Source organism: Hydrogenophaga laconesensis (genome assembly GCF_031457235.1).
Classification (GTDB): domain Bacteria; phylum Pseudomonadota; class Gammaproteobacteria; order Burkholderiales; family Burkholderiaceae_C; genus Hydrogenophaga; species Hydrogenophaga laconesensis.
In genome coordinates, this window is record NZ_JAVDWE010000001.1 from 14449 (window position 1) to 32442 (window position 17994).

At 63.4% G+C, this 17994-nt stretch carries 16 protein-coding genes; 2 read left to right on the top strand and 14 right to left on the bottom strand.

Annotation, left to right across the window (positions count from 1 at the left end; translation table 11 throughout):
* Positions 1-11: 11 nt before the first annotated feature.
* The 8 genes from rng to J2X09_RS00150 are packed head-to-tail and all read right to left on the bottom strand — an operon-like array spanning position 12 to position 6941.
* A complete protein-coding gene (gene rng, locus J2X09_RS00115; RefSeq protein WP_204731323.1) occupies positions 12-1559 on the bottom strand; it encodes a ribonuclease G in 1548 nt (515 codons plus the stop codon).
* A 30-nt stretch (positions 1560-1589) separates the two neighbouring features.
* Positions 1590-2207 carry a Maf family protein gene (locus tag J2X09_RS00120; RefSeq protein ID WP_204731324.1) on the bottom strand — a complete coding sequence of 206 codons (618 nt, stop codon included), beginning with the start codon at positions 2205-2207 and terminating at the stop codon, positions 1590-1592.
* On the bottom strand, positions 2204-2671 hold the full coding sequence (gene rlmH / locus J2X09_RS00125; protein ID WP_204731325.1) for a 23S rRNA (pseudouridine(1915)-N(3))-methyltransferase RlmH: 468 nt from the start codon (positions 2669-2671) through the stop codon (positions 2204-2206). The genes J2X09_RS00120 and rlmH overlap by 4 nt, the downstream gene beginning before the upstream one ends.
* Positions 2668-3321, bottom strand: coding sequence for a ribosome silencing factor (gene rsfS / locus J2X09_RS00130; RefSeq protein ID WP_204731326.1), 654 nt, complete (start codon positions 3319-3321; stop codon positions 2668-2670). Before rsfS ends, rlmH begins: the two co-directional genes overlap by 4 nt.
* Positions 3318-3962, bottom strand: a complete 645-nt coding sequence (nadD, locus tag J2X09_RS00135) for a nicotinate (nicotinamide) nucleotide adenylyltransferase (RefSeq protein ID WP_204731327.1) — start codon at positions 3960-3962, stop codon at positions 3318-3320. Before nadD ends, rsfS begins: the two co-directional genes overlap by 4 nt.
* On the bottom strand, positions 3962-4879 hold the full coding sequence (gene hemF, locus J2X09_RS00140; RefSeq protein WP_204731328.1) for an oxygen-dependent coproporphyrinogen oxidase: 918 nt from the start codon (positions 4877-4879) through the stop codon (positions 3962-3964). Before hemF ends, nadD begins: the two co-directional genes overlap by 1 nt.
* A 52-nt stretch (positions 4880-4931) precedes the next feature.
* On the bottom strand, positions 4932-6203 hold the full coding sequence (gene purD, locus J2X09_RS00145) for a phosphoribosylamine--glycine ligase (protein WP_204731329.1): 1272 nt from the start codon (positions 6201-6203) through the stop codon (positions 4932-4934).
* Positions 6204-6215: 12 nt separating this feature from the next.
* The gene (locus J2X09_RS00150; protein WP_204731330.1) at positions 6216-6941 is read right to left on the bottom strand and encodes a YebC/PmpR family DNA-binding transcriptional regulator; all 726 of its coding nucleotides are present in this window, start codon (positions 6939-6941) and stop codon (positions 6216-6218) included.
* An 89-nt stretch (positions 6942-7030) separates the two neighbouring features.
* Between J2X09_RS00150 and J2X09_RS00155 the strand changes: the two genes are divergently transcribed.
* On the top strand, positions 7031-8572 hold the full coding sequence (locus J2X09_RS00155; RefSeq protein ID WP_204731331.1) for a helicase HerA-like C-terminal domain-containing protein: 1542 nt from the start codon (positions 7031-7033) through the stop codon (positions 8570-8572).
* Positions 8573-8634: 62 nt separating this feature from the next.
* Here J2X09_RS00155 and clpA read toward each other — a convergent pair whose 3' ends face one another.
* The 3 genes from clpA to icd form a co-directional block, all read right to left on the bottom strand.
* The gene (clpA, locus tag J2X09_RS00160; protein ID WP_204731332.1) at positions 8635-10971 is read right to left on the bottom strand and encodes an ATP-dependent Clp protease ATP-binding subunit ClpA; all 2337 of its coding nucleotides are present in this window, start codon (positions 10969-10971) and stop codon (positions 8635-8637) included.
* Positions 10972-11061: 90 nt separating this feature from the next.
* The gene (clpS, locus tag J2X09_RS00165; protein ID WP_204731333.1) at positions 11062-11421 is read right to left on the bottom strand and encodes an ATP-dependent Clp protease adapter ClpS; all 360 of its coding nucleotides are present in this window, start codon (positions 11419-11421) and stop codon (positions 11062-11064) included.
* A 221-nt stretch (positions 11422-11642) separates the two neighbouring features.
* A complete protein-coding gene (gene icd, locus J2X09_RS00170; RefSeq protein WP_204731334.1) occupies positions 11643-12908 on the bottom strand; it encodes an NADP-dependent isocitrate dehydrogenase in 1266 nt (421 codons plus the stop codon).
* Positions 12909-13034: 126 nt separating this feature from the next.
* On the opposite strand from icd, the gene J2X09_RS00175 reads away from it, so the two are divergent.
* Positions 13035-13484, top strand: coding sequence for a DUF192 domain-containing protein (locus J2X09_RS00175; protein WP_204731335.1), 450 nt, complete (start codon positions 13035-13037; stop codon positions 13482-13484).
* Between the two features lie 30 nt (positions 13485-13514).
* Here the strand turns inward: J2X09_RS00175 and J2X09_RS00180 are convergent, their stop codons facing one another.
* The 3 genes from J2X09_RS00180 to xseA all read right to left on the bottom strand — a co-directional run bounded on the left by J2X09_RS00180 (position 13515) and on the right by xseA (position 17992).
* Positions 13515-15752 carry an NADP-dependent isocitrate dehydrogenase gene (locus J2X09_RS00180; protein WP_204731336.1) on the bottom strand — a complete coding sequence of 746 codons (2238 nt, stop codon included), beginning with the start codon at positions 15750-15752 and terminating at the stop codon, positions 13515-13517.
* Positions 15753-15985: 233 nt separating this feature from the next.
* Positions 15986-16567 carry a superoxide dismutase gene (locus J2X09_RS00185; protein WP_310306924.1) on the bottom strand — a complete coding sequence of 194 codons (582 nt, stop codon included), beginning with the start codon at positions 16565-16567 and terminating at the stop codon, positions 15986-15988.
* Between the two features lie 108 nt (positions 16568-16675).
* Positions 16676-17992: an exodeoxyribonuclease VII large subunit gene (gene xseA, locus J2X09_RS00190; protein ID WP_310306927.1), complete on the bottom strand. Its 1317-nt coding sequence runs from the start codon at positions 17990-17992 to the stop codon at positions 16676-16678.
* Positions 17993-17994 lie beyond the last annotated feature (2 nt).

The following is a 17994-nucleotide window of genomic DNA, read 5'->3' on the forward strand; positions in this document are numbered from 1 at the left end:
TGTGCCCCGCACTACAGCAGCACGATGTCGTACTGCTCCTGCGTCATCGAGCTCTCGCTCTGCAGGGAAATCGGCTTGCCGATGAAGTCTGACAGTCCCGCGAGGTGGGCCCGCTCCTCGTCGAGAAACAGTTCGATCACCTTCGGCGAACCCACGACCCGGAACTCGCGCGGGTTGAAGGCCCGGGCCTCCCGCAGGATCTCCCGCAGGATGTCGTAGCAGACGCTTCGCGCTGTTTTCACCGCGCCGCGCCCGCTGCACGCTTCGCAAGGCTCGCTGAGCATGTGCGCCAGTGACTCCCGGGTGCGCTTGCGCGTCATTTCCACCAGGCCCAACTGGGAGAAACCGCCTGTCATGGTTTTCACACGGTCGCGCGCGAGTTGCTTGCGGAATTCGGTGAGCACGGCCTCGCGGTGGTCGTCTCGCACCATGTCGATGAAGTCCACAATGACGATGCCTCCCAGGTTGCGCAAGCGCAGCTGGCGAGCGATGGCCTGCGCGGCTTCGAGGTTGGTGCGGAACACCGTGTCATCGAAGTTGCGTGCGCCCACGAAACCACCGGTATTCACGTCCACCGTGGTCAAGGCCTCGGTCTGGTCAATCACCAGGTAGCCACCCGACTTCAGGTCGACCCGACGGCTGAGCGCACGCGCGATGTCTTCGTCGATGCTGAACAGGTCAAAGATGGGGCGCTCGCCGCTGTAGTGCTGAAGTTTGGCCACTGTGTCGGGCATGAACTCGCTGGCGAAACCCACCAGCAAACCATGCTGCTCGCGCGAATCGATGCGGATGGACTGCGTGTCAGATCCCACAAGATCGCGCAACACCCGCTGCATCAGGTTCAGGTCTTCGTGCAGCAGCGTGGCGGGCGGCTGGCGCGTGGCGGCCTCCTTGATGCGCAACCAGGTCTTGCGCAGATAGGCCGTGTCTTCCACCAGTTCTTCGTCGGTGGCGTCTTCGGCATTGGTGCGCAGGATGAAGCCCCCCGCCGGGCTGCCATCGGACATCGCCGTCAAGCGCACCAGGCGCTGCCTCAGCGCTTCTCGCTGCGCCGGAGGAATCTTCTGGGACACGCCGATGTGATTGTCCTGGGGCAGGAACACCAGCAGGCGTCCTGCGATGCTGATCTGCGCGGTGAGGCGCGCCCCCTTGGTTCCGATTGGATCCTTGAGCACCTGGACCATCAGGGCCTGGCCCTCGAAAATCTGCCGCTCGATCGGCAGCACCGGGTTGGGCGCCAACAGCTTGGTGCTCGCCTGAGCGGTTGCGGCGTCGACCGCAGCGTCCGGCACGGGCGCCCGCTCGCGTGGCGAGGCGTGCTTGGCCGCGATGTTGGGCATGAGATCGGCCACATGCAGAAAAGCCGCTCGGTCCAGGCCGATGTCGATGAAGGCCGACTGCATGCCCGGCAGCACGCGCGAGACCTTGCCCAGGTAGATGTTACCTACCAGCCCCCGTTCGAGCGTGCGTTCCAGGTGTACCTCCTGCACAGCGCCCTGCTCCACCACCGCCACGCGCGTCTCCTGCGGTGACCAATTGATCAGAATGTCCTGGCTCATGGCAAGCCCTTCTCCGTGGCGTTGAGAATCTCAGATCAGTTGCACGCCGGCCGCCTGCAACACCTGCGCTGTCTCGTGCGCGGGCAGACCCATGATGCCCGAATAACTGCCGCTGATGTGGCTCACCCACAACCCTGCCCGCCCCTGAATGCCGTAGGCGCCAGCCTTGCCCATCGGCTCACCCGAGGCCACATAGCGCCGGATCTGGACACCGCTCAATGGTTCGAACGTCACCCAGGAAGCGGACAGCGCCGCCCAGGTGCGATCCCGGCGGGCACCGGGCAAGCCCACGGACACGGCGGTCAGCACACGGTGCCTCCGGCCCGCCAGATCGGCGAGCATGCGACTGGCCTCTGCGGCATCTTCGGGTTTGCCCAGAATGCGCCGGCCGAGCGCCACGGTGGTGTCGGCGCACAGCACCGGGGCGGGCGGCAAGCCACGGCGCCGCAGGCGATCCAGTGAAGCCAGAAGCTTGAGCCCGGTGACCCGCTGCACGTAAGCCGTGGGCGACTCGCCCTTGTTCACCACCTCCAGCGATTCGGCGTCTTCACTGGCATCGGGCAGCAGCAACTCGCAGCGCACGCCCCATTGTTCGAGCAGTTGCTTGCGGCGCGGGCTCTGCGAAGCGAGGTAGATGAAATCGATCATTCGCGGTGGTAGGGATGGTTGGCATTGAGCGACCAGGCCCGGTAGAGCTGTTCAATGAGCAGCACGCGCACCATGGCGTGTGGCAAGGTGAGGTCGGACAGACGGATGCGCTGGTGCGCCGCGGCGCGAAAGGCGGGGTCGAGCCCGTCGGGGCCACCGATCACCAGGGCGACGTCATCGCTTTCGAGCTGCCATTGCTTCAGCTGTTCGGCCAGGGCCTTGGTGGTCAGCGGGGTGCCGCGTTCGTCGAGCACGACCACCCGGCTGCCCCGGGGTATAGCCGCCTCGATGCGCTCACGTTCGGCAGAAAGCAGCGTCTCCAGCGTCTTGGAGCCGCGTGGTTCGGTCTTGACGGACTTGAGTTCCACCCGCAATTCGGGAGGAAATCGCTTGGCGTAATCGTCGTAGGCGGTCTGAGCCCAGTCAGGCACGCGAAGCCCGACCGCGACGATCAGCAGCTTCATGCCTTCTTCTTGGCGGCGGGCTTGCTGGTTTTCTTCGCCGCGGGCCTGGTGGCTGCCTTCTTGGCAACGGGCTTGCCGACCACGACCTTGGGCAGTGCCGCTTTCTTCGCAGGCGCGCGTTTGGGAGCAGCAGCCTTGGCGGCCGGTTTCTTTGCCGCTGGCGCCACGGGTGTGGCCTTGGCCGCGGCCTTGCGAGCCACCTTCTTGGCGGGCACCGCAGCGGCCTCCGGGGCTTTGCTGGCCCTCTTCGCCGCCGGCCTGGCGGGTGCCACGGGCTTGTCGGCTCCGTGCTTCAGGCGCACAGGCTTGGCTCCCCAGATTTCCTCGAGGCGGTAATACTGTCGGATCACGGGTTGCATCACGTGGGCCACGGCTGCACCGCAGTCCACGATGATCCATTCGCCGTTGTCCTCGCCCTCGATGCGCGGCTTGTCGAAGCCCGCTTCGCGCACGGCGTCACGCACGCTGGCGGCCAGCGCCTTGGTCTGGCGGTTGGAAGTACCGCTGGCCACGATGACCCGTTCGAACAGGGGAGAAAGGTGCTCGGTGTTGAAAACCACGATGTCCTGACCCTTGACATCCTCGAGTCCATCGACGATGGCACGCTGGAGTCGCTGGATGTCTTTCTTGGCAGTGGTTTCGCTGGTCATGTAGGGGACTGGTAGAGGTGGTGTTGTGAAATATAGCGTGCGACCGGCTCGGGCACCAGAACATCCAGCGCGCCGGCACTTTGCGCGGCCTGACCGACGCGGGCGCGCACGGCGGTCGCGCTGATGTTTTTCAAAGGCATGTCCAGCCGCACGAAGGGCAAGTCGACACCAGAGAGATCGGTCTCTGAGGCCTGGTCCAGGGGAATGTCGGCACCAATGTTGGTTGCGCGATTGGCCACCGCCAGCGTGGCGAGCTCCAGCACCTCCTGCCAGCGCACCCAGGTCTTGAAGGCCAGCAACTGGTCGGCGCCAAGCACCAGAAACAGCTGTGCCTGCGGGTACTCGCGCTTGAGCTCGCGCAGGGTATCGGCGGTGTAGCTCGGTCCCTCCCGGTGGATTTCCCGTTGGTCCAGCTGGGCACGCGGGAGATCGCCGAAAGCAAGTTCGCACATCTTCACGCGATCGTGCGCGGGCGACAGCACTCGCGACTTGTGCCAGGCATGGCCGGTCGGCAGGATGTGCAAGGCGTCGAGCTCCAGCTGGCCCAATGCGGTTTCGGCCAGCGCACGGTGTGCCCAATGCGGTGGGTCGAACGCACCGCCGAACATGCCCACGCGCCGCAGTGGCAAGGTTGCAGCCATCAGATCCAGTCCTTGCGCACCAGGAACTCCTTGTACAGCCGGTCTTCCGGGGAGCCCTTCTTTGTCTGCCGGTTGTACGCCCAACTGACCAGAGGAGGCATGGACAACAGGATGGACTCCGCCCGCCCGCCCGACTGCAGCCCGAAATGCGTGCCGCGGTCCCACACCAGGTTGAACTCCACATAGCGGCCACGCCGGTACAACTGGAAGCTGCGTTCCCGCTCGCCGTAGGGCGTGCTCTTGCGCCGGTCCACGATCGGCAGGTAGGCATCCAGGAAGGCGTCGCCCACCGAACTGGTCATGGCGAAGCTCCCGTCAAAGCCGAGCTCGGAGAAGTCATCGAAAAAGACGCCGCCGATACCCCGCTGCTCGCCGCGGTGCTTGAGATGGAAATACTCGTCGCACCAGGTCTTGAAGCGCGGGTACTTGTCCACGCCAAACGGATCGAGAGCGTTCTTCGCCGAGCGGTGAAAGTGCACCGCGTCTTCCTCGAAGCCGTAGTAGGGCGTGAGATCCATGCCCCCACCGAACCAGCACACCGGCTCGCCGCCAGCCGGGGTGGCCGCGATCATGCGAACGTTCATGTGCACGGTGGGAACGTAAGGGTTGCGCGGGTGGAACACCAGCGAAACACCCATGGCCTCGAATGGTGCGCCACCGAGTTCAGGGCGGTGCTGCGTGGCCGAAGGCGGCAGGCGCGGTCCTCTCACATGGGAAAAGCCACAGCCGGCGCGCTCGAAAACCGCGCCATCTTCCAGGATCTGCGTGATGCCACTGCCTTGCAGTGGCTCACTCGATGGCTTGGTCCAACGGTCCACCACGAAAGTGCCACCGTCGACCATGGCCACGGTGGAGACGATGCGGTCCTGCAAGTCGGTGAGGTACTCACGGACAAGGGCCGTGGTGGTCTGTTGCATGCTCATGCCGTAACGACGGAGGGAATTCTGGACAGGAATGTCGGTGCGGGTTTCAAAGCGCCCGGTATCCGATGTCGCGGCGGTACTGCATGCCATCGAAGTGGATGGTATCCACCACCTCGTAGGCACGCTGCCGCGCCGCGGCCACGGTGTCGGCCAGCGCCGTCACGCACAGGACACGGCCACCGGTGACCTGCACCGCCCCCGCTCCGCCAGTGCCCGCATGGAACACCATGCGATCGGCCTCGTCAGCGGGCAGCCCTGTGATCTCATCGCCCTTTCGCGGGCTCAGGGGGTAGCCCGCTGCGGCCAGCACCACGCCCAGCGCCACGCGTGCGTCCCAGTCCAGCGCCACGCGATCAAGTTCCCCGCGGGTGGCGGACAGCAGCACCTGGGCGAGGTTGCTGCGCAACCGCATCATGATGGGTTGCGTTTCCGGATCCCCCATCCGGCAGTTGAACTCCAGCGTCTTCACCTGGCCATCGGGTGTGATCATCAACCCGGCATAGAGAAAGCCTGTGTAGGGAATGCCGTCGGCCTTCATACCACGCAGCGTGGGCAGGATCACCTCGTTCATGGCCCGCTCGTGCACGGCGGCCGTGACGACAGGTGCTGGCGAATAGGCGCCCATGCCTCCGGTATTGGGCCCCTGGTCCGCGTCCATCAAGCGCTTGTGGTCCTGGCTCGTGGCCAGCGCCAACGCGTGCTCGCCGTCGCACAGCACGATGAAACTGGCCTCCTCGCCGGCCAGGAACTCCTCGATCACCACGCGCGCGCCGCCCTCGTTGTGGGCCACACCCAGGGTGTTGTCGAGCAGCATGAAATCGATGGCCTCGTGCGCCTCGGCCAGCGACATGGCCACCACTACGCCCTTGCCAGCGGCCAGGCCATCGGCCTTGATCACGATGGGCGCACCCTCGGTATCGACGTACGCATGCGCGGCGGCAGGATCGGTGAAGGTCTGGTATTTCGCCGTGGGGATGCCATGGCGTTGCATGAAGGCCTTGGAAAATGCCTTGGAGCTCTCCAGCTGGGCAGCGGCCTTGGTGGGGCCGAAAATGGACAGGCCATGGGCACGGAATTCATCCACCACACCGGCGGCCAGTGGCGCTTCGGGGCCAACCACCGTCAGCGCCACCCCTTCAGCCTGCGCCCAGGCCCGCAACGCGGCCTTGTCGGTGATGTCGAGGTTCGTCAACGCAGGGTCGCGCGCGGTGCCGGCGTTGCCAGGTGCCACGAAAACCTGCTGCACGCCTTCCGATTGCGCCAGCTTCCAGGCCAGCGCATGTTCGCGGCCGCCGCCGCCGATCACAAGTACTTTCATCCCAACCGACCTTTATTCGCCAATTTCCGCGTTGTGGAACACGTCCTGCACGTCGTCCAGGTCCTCCAGCACGTCCAGCAGCTTCTGCATGCGCGCCGCGTCCTCGCCGGTCAGCTCGATGTTGTTCTCCGCCCTCATGGTGACTTCGGCCACCTCCGGCTTGAGGCCGGCCGCTTCCAGCGCATTCTTTACCGCTTCGAATTCCGTCGGCGAAGTCAGCACCTCGATCGCGCCTTCGTCGTCGCTGATCACGTCGTCGGCACCGGCTTCCAGCGCGACTTCCATCACCTTGTCCTCGGACGTGCCGGGCGCGAAGATCAGCTGGCCACAGTGCTTGAACTGGAACGACACGGAACCATCCGTCCCCAGGTTGCCACCATACTTGCTGAACGCGTGGCGCACCTCGGCCACGGTGCGCACGCGGTTGTCCGTCATGGTGTCGACGATCACCGCCGCGCCACCAATGCCGTATCCCTCGTACCGGATTTCTTCGAGCGCCTGGCCTTCCAGATTGCCGGAAGCCTTGTCCACGTTGTACTTGATGCGATCGGCGGGCATGTTCGCTGCCTTCGCTTTCTCGATGGCCAGCCGCAGGCGTGGGTTCATCGCCGGATCGCCGCCACCCTGGCGCGCTGCCACGGTGATCTCGCGGATCACCCGCGTCCAGATCTTCCCGCGCTTCTCATCCTGGCGACCCTTGCGGTGCTGAATATTTGCCCATTTGCTGTGTCCGGCCACGAAATAGTCCTTTTGCCCGTTCTGGCTTTGATCTAATAAGCCTGCGATTTTACGTTTCACCCGAACCGCCCATTCCAGGAACCTTCACCATGGCCGAACCGATGCTGATCGCCCAGAACGCCACCACCACCTGCCAGTTGTTGCCAGGCCTGGCCAACCGCCACGGTCTGATCACGGGCGCCACCGGCACCGGCAAGACAGTCACCCTGCAAACCCTGGCCGAGCAGTTCTCCAACATCGGCGTGCCGGTGTTCATGGCCGACGTCAAGGGCGACCTGTCCGGCATCAGCCAGCGCGGCAGTTTTGGCGAAAAGCTGAGTGCGACGCTGAAAGACCGCGGCATCGCCCTGCCCGCCCCGCAGGCTTGCCCCACCACCCTGTGGGACGTGTTCGGTGAACTCGGCCACCCCGTGCGCGCCACCATCAGCGACATGGGGCCTCTGCTGCTGTCGCGCATGCTCAATCTCAACGACACCCAGGCCGGCGTGCTCAACCTGGTGTTCAAGATCGCCGACGACAACGGTCTTCTGCTGCTGGACATGAAAGACCTGCGGGCCATGCTGCAGCACATCGGCGACAACGCCAAGCAGTTCACCACGGAGTACGGCAACATCAGCGCAGCCAGCATCGGCGCCATCCAGCGCGGGCTGATGCAGGTCGAGCAGCAAGGCGGCGACAAGTTCTTCGGCGAGCCGATGCTGGACATCAGCGATTTCATGCAGACGGTGGACGGCAAGGGTGTGATCAACGTGCTGGCCGCCGACAAGCTCATGAACGCCCCGCGCCTCTATGCCACCTTCCTCCTGTGGATGCTGTCGGAGCTTTTCGAGACCCTGCCCGAGATCGGCGACCCGGAGAAGCCCAAGCTGGTCTTCTTCTTCGACGAAGCCCACCTGCTGTTCAACGAGGCGCCCAAAGTGCTGATCGAACGCATCGAGCTGGTGGTGCGACTGGTGCGCTCCAAAGGCGTCGGGGTGTACTTCGTGACACAGAACCCTCTGGACATCCCCGACAGCGTGCTCGGCCAACTGGGCAACCGCGTCCAGCACGCCTTGCGTGCCTTCACACCACGTGACCAGAAAGCCGTGAAGTCCACCGCCCAGACCATGCGGCCCAAGGCCGGTCTGGACATCGAGGCGGCCATCACAGAACTGGCCGTGGGCGAAGCCCTGGTGAGCCTGCTGGACCCCAAAGGCCGCCCGACCGAAACCGAACGCGTATTCGTGGTGCCACCCGGCAGCCAGCTCGGTCCGATCACGCCGGAACAGCGCCGGGCCCTGATCCAGGGCTCGCTGGTGGCAGGCGTCTATGAAAAGATGATCGATCGCGAAAGCGCCTATGAGATGTTCCGCTCGCACGCTGGCGCCCGCACCGAGGGCGCGCCACCCGAGGACACGGGCAAACCCGCCGCCAAGGCGCCTCGCATTCCCGGTGCGACCAAGGAAGCGCCGGCGGCCGCCGAAAAGAGCGCGCTCAACGAAGTGCTTTTTGGCCGTACCGGCCCCCGCGGTGGCCAGTACGACGGCCTCGTACAGACCATGGCCAAGACCGCTGCACGCACCGTGGCCAGCGGGCTGGGCCGGCAGATCCTGCGGGGCGTGCTCGGTGGGCTGATGGGCGGCAAGCGCTAACGGCTCGTGCCCATGAAAAAGCCCGGCCATGGCCGGGCTTTTTCGTTCCAGGCAGATCGGGATCAGCCTGCCGTGGCCTCTTCGGGCTTGGCCTTGCCTTCCTTCTTCGGCAACGGCTGGATGTCGAGCGTGACTTCCTGCGTTTCCTTGCCCGCTTCGTCCTTCTTCGTCTCGATATCCACTGTCAGGCGACCGCCTTCGGTCAATCGGCCGAACAGCAACTCGTCGGCCAGCGCGCGACGAATCGTGTCCTGGATCAGGCGCTGCATCGGACGAGCACCCATCAGCGGATCAAAGCCCTTCTTCGCCAAGTGCTTGCGCAGCGCGTCGGTGAAGGTGACTTCGACCTTCTTCTCGGCCAGCTGCGTCTCCAGCTGAAGCAGGAACTTGTCGACCACGCGCATGATGATGTTCTCATCCAGCGCCTTGAAGCTCACCGTGGCGTCCAGACGGTTGCGGAACTCCGGCGTGAACAGGCGCTTGATGTCGGCCATCTCGTCGCCGGCTTCACGCGGATTGGTGAAGCCGATGGTCGCCTTGTTCATGGTTTCGGCACCCGCGTTCGTCGTCATGATGATGATGACATTGCGGAAGTCGGCCTTGCGTCCGTTGTTGTCCGTCAGCGTACCGTGGTCCATGACCTGCAGCAGCACGTTGAAGATGTCCGGGTGCGCCTTCTCGATTTCATCGAGCAGCAGCACGCAATGCGGCTTCTTCGTGATGGCCTCCGTCATCAGACCGCCCTGGTCGAAACCCACGTAACCCGGAGGCGCGCCGATCAGGCGGCTCACGGCATGGCGCTCCATGTACTCCGACATGTCGAAGCGGATCAGGTCGATGCCCATGATGTACGCCAGCTGCTTGGCAGCCTCGGTCTTGCCGACGCCGGTGGGGCCGCTGAACAGGAATGCGCCGATGGGCTTGTCCGCCTTGCCGAGGCCGGAGCGCGCCATCTTGACCGACGAGGCGAGCACTTCCAGCGCCTTGTCCTGGCCGAACACCACGCTCTTGAGGTCGCGCTCCAGCGTCTGCAGCTTGCTGCGGTCGTCGTTGGACACGTTCGCGGGCGGAATGCGCGCGATCTTGGCCACGATTTCCTCGACCTCGGCCTTGCCGATCGTCTTCTTGCGCTTGGACGGCGCCAGAATCCGCTGGGCCGCCCCCGCCTCATCGATCACGTCGATGGCCTTGTCAGGCAGGTGGCGGTCGTTGATGTACTTTGCGGAAAGCTCCGCCGCAGCCTGCAGCGCGGCCACCGCGTACTTGACACTGTGATGCTCCTCGAAACGGCTCTTGAGCCCCTTGAGGATTTCAATGGTTTCGGGCACGGTCGGCTCGACCACGTCCACCTTCTGGAAGCGGCGAGACAGCGCTGCATCCTTTTCGAAGATGCCACGGTACTCGCTGAAAGTGGTCGCACCGATGCACTTGAGCTGGCCGCTGGAGAGCGCCGGCTTGAGCAGGTTGGACGCGTCCAGCGTACCGCCCGAGGCCGCACCGGCACCGATCAGCGTGTGGATTTCGTCGATGAACAGGATGGCGTTGGGCTTGTCCTTGAGCGACTTCAGCACACCCTTGAGGCGCTGCTCGAAATCGCCACGGTACTTCGTACCGGCCAGAAGCGCACCCATGTCGAGCGAGTAGACAGCCGATTCGGCCAGAATCTCGGGGACGTCACCCTGGGTGATGCGCCAGGCAAGGCCTTCAGCAATGGCGGTCTTGCCCACGCCGGCTTCGCCCACGAGCAGTGGGTTGTTCTTGCGGCGGCGGCACAGGATCTGGATCACGCGCTCCACCTCGTACTCGCGGCCAATGAGCGGGTCGATCTTGCCGTCCTTGGCCATCTGGTTGAGGTTCTGGGTGAACTGCTCGAGCGGCGACGCCTTTTCGTTGCCCTTGGTTTCACCGGCCTCCTCATTTTCGGCCGCACTCTCCCCCGGCTTGGAAGCCTCGGGTGGGTCACTCTTGCGAATGCCGTGGGCGATAAAGTTCACCACGTCCAGGCGTGTCACGCCTTGCTGGTGCAGGTAGTAGACAGCGTGCGAGTCCTTCTCACCGAAGATGGCCACCAGCACGTTGGCGCCGGTGACTTCCTTCTTGCCGTTGCCGGTGGACTGGACATGCATGATGGCGCGCTGGATAACGCGCTGGAAACCGAGCGTGGGCTGGGTGTCCACCTCGTCGGTACCGGCCACCTGCGGGGTGTTGTCCTTGATGAAATTCGTCAACGACTTGCGAAGGTCGTCGATGTTGGCGGAGCAGGCACGCAACACCTCGGCGGCGCTGGGGTTGTCCAGCAGCGCGAGCAGCAGGTGCTCCACCGTGATGAATTCGTGCCGCTGCTGCCGGGCCTCCACGAAGGCCATGTGCAAGCTGACTTCAAGTTCCTGGGCAATCATTGGGCACGTCCTTTGGGCTGGGGTGATTGAAGGGGCGATCGTCTGGAGTCAAAAATGGGCGACTGGGGCTCAGATGGGGTGGATACGGATTTATTCAACCGGTTCACTCAGGCATTGCAAAGGATGCCCTGCCGCCCGGGCGGCCTGGAGCACCTGATCCACTTTGGTGCTGGCGACATCGCGGGAATAGACGCCGCAGATGCCTTTTCCCTCCAGATGGATCTTGAGCATGATCTGTGTGGCGGTCTCCCGGTCCTTGCTGAAGAACTCCTGGATGACATGAACCACGAACTCCATGGGCGTGAAATCGTCGTTGAGCAGCACCACCTGGAACATCTGGGGAGGCTGCGTGCGCTGGGCGCGCCGCTCCAGCACAACCGAGTCGTCGCTGCCGGTACCAGGGGGCGAGACGACGGGATTGGGCGGCTTTTTGGGATTCTGGGTGGCCATGAAAACGATTCTAGCGGTGCTGGTTGCACCGCCGAACCGTGCGGGAATAAGACAACATCCGGCACACCCGAGGCGATGTCGCCCAGGGATCGGTTCACGGAACGCTGCCGAGTGCTTTGCATGCCTCATTGTGAGGTGAAAGCTCGCGGGGAAATCATCGAGCAGGGCCCGAATCGTGCACTTCTTCCTGCGGTTCGACCGGTCCGCTCCAGAGAAAACCGTCAGTCGGACGGCTGCATGCCCTCGATCATGACCTCGCCGAACCTCGAGGTGCTGACCTGCGTGGCGCCCGACATGAGACGGGCGAAGTCGTGCGTGACCTGTTTGCTGGCGATCGCGGCCTTGAGCGCTTCGATGATCACGTCGGCGGCCTCCTTCCAGCCCAGGTGGCGGAGCATCATGTCGGCTGCCAGGATTTCCGCGCAAGGGTTGGCGTAGTCCATCCCGGCATGCCTCGGCACGGGGCCGTGGGTCGGCTCGAAACAGGCCAGGGTGTCCGACAGATTGGCGCCCGGGGCGATGCCAATGCCCCCCACCTGCGCCGCAAGGGCATCAGCAACGTAGTCGCCATTCAGGTTGAGCGTGGCCACGACCGAATAATCGAGCGGACGCAGCAGAATCTGCTGCAGAAAATCGTCAGCGAAGCAGTCCTTGATGACGATGTTCTTTCCCGTCTTCGGGTTGCGGAACTGGCTCCAGGGACCACCATCGACCTCGACGGCGCCAAATTCCTTCCGGGCCAGCGCGTACGCCCAGTCACGGAAACCACCTTCCGTGTACCTCATGATGTTGCCTTTGTGCACGATGGTCACGCTCGGTCGGTCGTGTTCGATCGCGTACTGGATCGCCTTGCGCATCAGGCGTTCGGTGCCTTCGATCGACACCGGCTTGATGCCGATGCCGGACGTGGCAGGAAAACGGATGGTGGTCACGCCCATCTCGTCTTGCAGCAGTCGAATCAGCTTCTGAGCCTGGATGGAACCCGCTTCGTATTCAATGCCCGCATAGATATCTTCCGAGTTCTCGCGGAACACCACCATGTTCGTCTTGCCCGGCTCCTTCAGCGGCGAAGGCACGCCTTCGAAATACTGCACCGGACGCAGGCAGACATACAGATCCAGCGCCTGCCTCAACGCCACGTTCAGCGAGCGGAACCCTCCGGCCGCCGGCGTCGCCAGCGGACCCTTGATCGACACCACGTGCTCCCGCAAGGCCTTCAGCGTCTCCTCGGGCAGCCAGACATCCGGCCCATAGACCTGTGTGGCTTTCTGGCCGACGTAGACCTCCATCCAGTGGATCTTGCGGCGGTCACCGTATGCGCGCTCCACCGCGGCGTCCACCACCTTGAGCATGACCGGCGTGATATCCACCCCCGTGCCATCTCCTTCGATATAAGGCACGATGGGTTCCTCTGGCACGTTCAAGGACAGGTCGGCGTTGACGGTGATCTTCTGGCCTTGGGCGGGCACCTGGATGTGCTGGTACATGTCGACGGAAACTCCGGGAATGGATGGGGAACAAGACTGGAAATTCTAGACTCCGAGTCTGAGCCCCTCGCGTATGGGCCTCATTGGCCGACAATGCGGGATCAACAACGCCCGACCCGACCTCTCATGACAAGCCTGTTCGCCCGCCTGCTCTGCCTGTGCCTCCTGCTCTCGGGGCCCGCCTGGTCGCAGGATGGCCCGCAGTTGAACCTGCAGCGCGTGGGCATCTCCGCCGGCATGCACCTCATCCAGGCCCAGATAGCCGCCACACCGCAGGAACGCACGGTGGGACTGATGTTCCGCAAGGAAATGCCCACGAACGAAGGCATGCTGTTCGTGTTCGAGCAACCGTCCACCCAGTGCTTCTGGATGAAGAACACCTTGCTGCCACTCACGGCCGCCTTCCTGTCCGACGACGGCACCATCGTCAATCTCGTGGACATGCAACCGCAAAGCCTCGATTCGCACTGCTCGGTCCGGCCGGTGCGCTACGTGCTCGAGATGCACCAGGGCTGGTTCGACAAACGCGGCATCAAGGCCGGCATGCGCCTGGGTGGAGCGCCCTTCGGCAGATAAAAAAAGCCGCCATTGCTGGCGGCTTGCTGATCAGGCCGGCAACGAGGCCAATGCCTTGTTGAACGTCGCGCTGGGTCGCATGACGACCTCCAGCTTGCTGAAGTCGGGCTTGTAGTAGCCGCCAATGTCCACGGACTTGCCCTGCACGTCCGCCAGCTCCTTGACGATGGTCTGCTCGTTGTCGGCCAGCGCTTTGGCCAACGGAGCGAACTTGTCGGCCAGGGCCTTGTCATCAGTCTGCTTGGCGAGCTCCTGCGCCCAGTAGAGCGCCAGGTAGAACTGGCTGCCACGGTTGTCCAGCTGACCGGTCTTGGGGCTGGGGTTCTTGTTGTTGTCCAGCAGTTGGCCGGTTGCCGCGTCCAGCGTGCGGGCCAGGAGCTTGGCCCGGGCATTGTTGTTCTTGATACCCAGATCCTCGAAGCTCACGGCCAGCGCCAGGAACTCGCCGAGCGAATCCCAGCGCAGGTGATTTTCTTCCACCAACTGCTGCACATGCTTGGGTGCGGAACCGCCAGCTCCGGTTTCGTACATGCCACCACCGGCCATCAACGGAACGATGGAGAGCATCTTGGCGCTGGTACCCAGTTCCATGATGGGGAACAGGTCGGTCAGGTAGTCGCGCAGGATGTTGCCGGTGGCGCTGATGGTGTCCAAACCACGGATCACACGCTCCAGCGTGTAGCGCATCGCACGCACCTGGCTCATGATCTGGATGTCCAGACCGGCCGTGTTGTGCTCATGCAGGTACATCTTGACCTTGGTGATCAGTTGCGCTTCGTGCGGACGGTAGGAGTCCAGCCAGAAGACCACGGGCATGCCGGAATTGCGCGCGCGCGTGACTGCCAGCTTGACCCAGTCGCGGATGGCGGCGTCCTTGGTCTGGCACATGCGCCAGATATCGCCCTGCTCCACGTCCTGGCTCATCAGCACCTCGCCCGTCGCCAGGTCGGTGATATTGGCCACGCCGTCTTCGGGAATCTCGAAGGTCTTGTCGTGCGAGCCATACTCCTCGGCCTGTTGTGCCATCAGGCCCACGTTGGGTACCGTGCCCATCGTCCTCGGATCAAAGGCGCCGTGCCATTTGCAGAAGTTGATGATCTCCTGGTAGATGCGGGCGAAGGTCGACTCGGGCATCACCGCCTTCACGTCCTTCAGGCGGCCATCGGCACCCCACATCTTGCCGCTGTTGCGGATCATCGCTGGCATGGACGCGTCCACGATCACGTCGTTGGGCGAGTGGAAGTTGGTGATGCCCTTGGCCGAGTCGACCATCGCCAGTTCCGGACGGTGCTCGTGGCAGGCGTGCAGGTCTCGCTTGATCTCGTCCTGTTTGCTCTGGGGCAGCGAGGTGATCTTGGTGTACAGATCGACCATGCCATTGTTGACGTTGACGCCCAGTTCGTCGAACAGCTTGCCGTGCTTCTCGAAGGCTTCGCGGTAGAAGATACGCACGCAGTGCCCGAACACGATGGGGTGCGACACCTTCATCATGGTCGCCTTCACATGCAGCGAGAACATCACGCCGGTCTTGCGTGCGTCCTCGATCTCCTTTTCATAGAAAGCCAGCAAGGCCTTCTTGCTCATGAACATCGAGTCGATGACTTCGCGATCCAGCAGCGAGACCTTGGGCTTGAGCACGATGGTCTTGCCACTCTTGGTGATCAGCTCCATCTTCACGTCGCGCGCTTTGTCCAGCGTCATCGACTTTTCGCCGTGATAAAAATCGCCATGGTGCATGTGCGAGACGTGCGACCGGGACGCCTGGCTCCACTCGCCCATGCTGTGGGGGTTCTTGCGGGCGTATTCCTTGACGGCCTTGGGCGCGCGACGGTCGGAGTTGCCCTCGCGCAGCACCGGGTTGACGGCACTGCCCGTGCATTTGTTGTAGCGGGCGCGGATGTCCTTCTCTTCGTCTGTCTTCGGGTTCTCCGGGAAGTCCGGAATCTTGTAGCCCTTTTCCTGCAGCTCCTTGATGGCGGCCTTCAGCTGCGCCACCGACGCACTGATGTTGGGCAGCTTGATGATGTTGGCCTCAGGCTTGAGCGTGAGCTTGCCGAGCTGACTCAGGTAGTCCGGCACGCGCTGCTCTTCCGTCAGCAGTTCAGGGAACTGGCCCAGAATGCGGCCCGCCACCGAGATGTCGCTGGTTTCGATGTTGATCCCGGCGGGCGCCGCGAAGGTGCGGATGATCGGGAGGAACGCACTGGTGGCCAGCAGCGGCGCTTCGTCTGTCAGGGTGTAGATGATGGTAGGTTGCTGGCTGCTCATTGCTTATCTCCAAAGGTTGTTGGGTACGGCGCCGAGCCACATCCCGTTGGTTGACCGGATATGGCAATCGGTATCCCGTGATTGTGCTTTCAGCGCAAACACGGAACCTTCGTTTTTGGGATCACATTCCCACAATACAAAAACGCACCAAAAAAAATGCAGGTCAACTGACCTCTTTCAAACAAAAAGGGCCCGAAGGTCACCCCTCGAGCCCTTTTTTGAGCATGCTGTGATCAGCCGAAGTTGGCTTCCGCAAACGACCAGTTCACGAGCTTGTCGAGGAAGGTCTCGACGAACTTGGGGCGCAGGTTGCGGTAGTCGATGTAGTAGGCATGCTCCCAGACGTCCACGGTCAGCAGGGCCTTGTCGGCGGTCGTCAGCGGGGTACCGGCAGCGCCCATGTTGACGATGTCCACCGAACCATCGGCCTTCTTCACCAGCCAGGTCCAGCCGGAACCGAAGTTGCCCACGGCGGACTTCACGAAGGCTTCCTTGAACGCGGCGTAGCTGCCCCACTTGGCGGTGATGGCAGCAGCCAGCGCGCCAGAGGGCTCTCCGCCGCCATTCGGCTTCATGCAGTTCCAGAAGAAGGTGTGGTTCCAAATCTGGGCTGCATTGTTGTAGATGCCGCCGCTGGACTTCTTCACGATGGACTCGAGGTCCATGGCTTCGAACTCGGTGCCCTTTTGCAGGTTGTTGAGGTTCACCACATAGGCGTTGTGATGCTTCCCATGGTGAAACTCAAGCGTTTCGCGGCTGTAGTGAGGCGCCAGGGCGTCCAGGTCATAGGGCAGTTTGGGCAGGGTGTGTTCCATGGGGTTCCTCTTGCGTTGGTGTTGTGAAATGGGGCGCTTGGCCACGGAAGCGGGGCACAAGGCAATCGGGCCTTTGCATTGTAGGCAAGCCCGGTCCGGCCACGCTCATCAGGGTTTCTCGATCACGAGTGGCGCTCCTTCGACGCGCACGTCCAGAGCGCCATCGGACAGGGTCGCGCGCAAGGCCTGCCCAGCGCGCGCCTGAACGGCGCTGGTCAGCGCGGTGCCCCGCTCATCCGTGAGAAAGGCATAGCCTCGCTGCAGAACCAGTTTCGGGTCGAGCAATGCCAGCGAGGACTGGCCACGCTGCAGGCGCTGACGCTGAGCCTCCATGGAGCGCTGCAGGGCTTGCGGCAAGCGCCCTTCCAGAACCTGCAATCTGTTGTGTTGCCGCTGGAGCATGAGCGACCCGCTGCGCTGCAAGGCATGCTGCAACCGGGCCAGTTGCTGCTGGCTGTCGTGTACCCGACCAGAAGGTCGCCCGAGGCGCTGCGAGAGCCGATCGAGCCTTTGACCGCGTTGATCGATGCTGCGGTAGGTGGCATCGCACAACTGTTCATGCAGATGGGTCAGCTCGGCGAGCCGCTGCTCTCGCGCGGGGGCGCACAACTCGGCGGCCGCCGTGGGCGTGGGAGCACGCAGATCGGCCACGAAATCGGCCAGAGTGAAATCGGTCTCGTGCCCCACCCCACACACCACCGGCATGGGCGCTGCGGCGATCGTCCGCACCAACGCCGGATCGTTGAACGCCCACAAGTCCTCTAGCGAGCCTCCGCCCCGCACGAGCAGCAAAACATCCCCCTCGTTCGAATCCACGTGCCGCCGGTAAGCAGCCTGCAGGGCCAGGACCAGTTCGGCAGGCGCCTGGGCCCCCTGCACCGCTGCGGGAAAAATCGTCACCGGGATGTGCGGTACGCGCCGCTTCAGGGCCGTGATGACATCCCGCAGTGCGGCAGCGCCCAGAGACGTCACAACCGCAATGCTCCGGGGCTGCGGTGGCAGGGGTCGCTTGCGGGCCTCCTCGAAAAGACCCTCGGCTTCAAGCTGTGCCTTGAGGCGAAGGAATTGCTCGAACAACGCCCCCTGCCCCGCAGGCTGCATGTTTTCAACAATGAGCTGCAGGTCGCCGCGCGCACCGTACACGTCCAACTTGCCACGAACCTCCACCAGCAACCCGTCGCGGGGCGCAAACTGCAATTGGTCCGCCGCGCGGCGGAACATGGCGCAACGCAACTGCCCCGTGTCATCTTTCAGGGAGAAGTAGCAATGCCCGCTGGCCGCACGCGAGAAGCCCGAAATCTCGCCCCGAACGGCCACGGGGTTGAAACGAGCCGACAAGGCATCCGCCACCGCTCGCATCAACGGGCCAACCGACCATACGCGCGGCGCAGATCTTGGATCTGCGTCGAAAAATGCTTCAGACACGC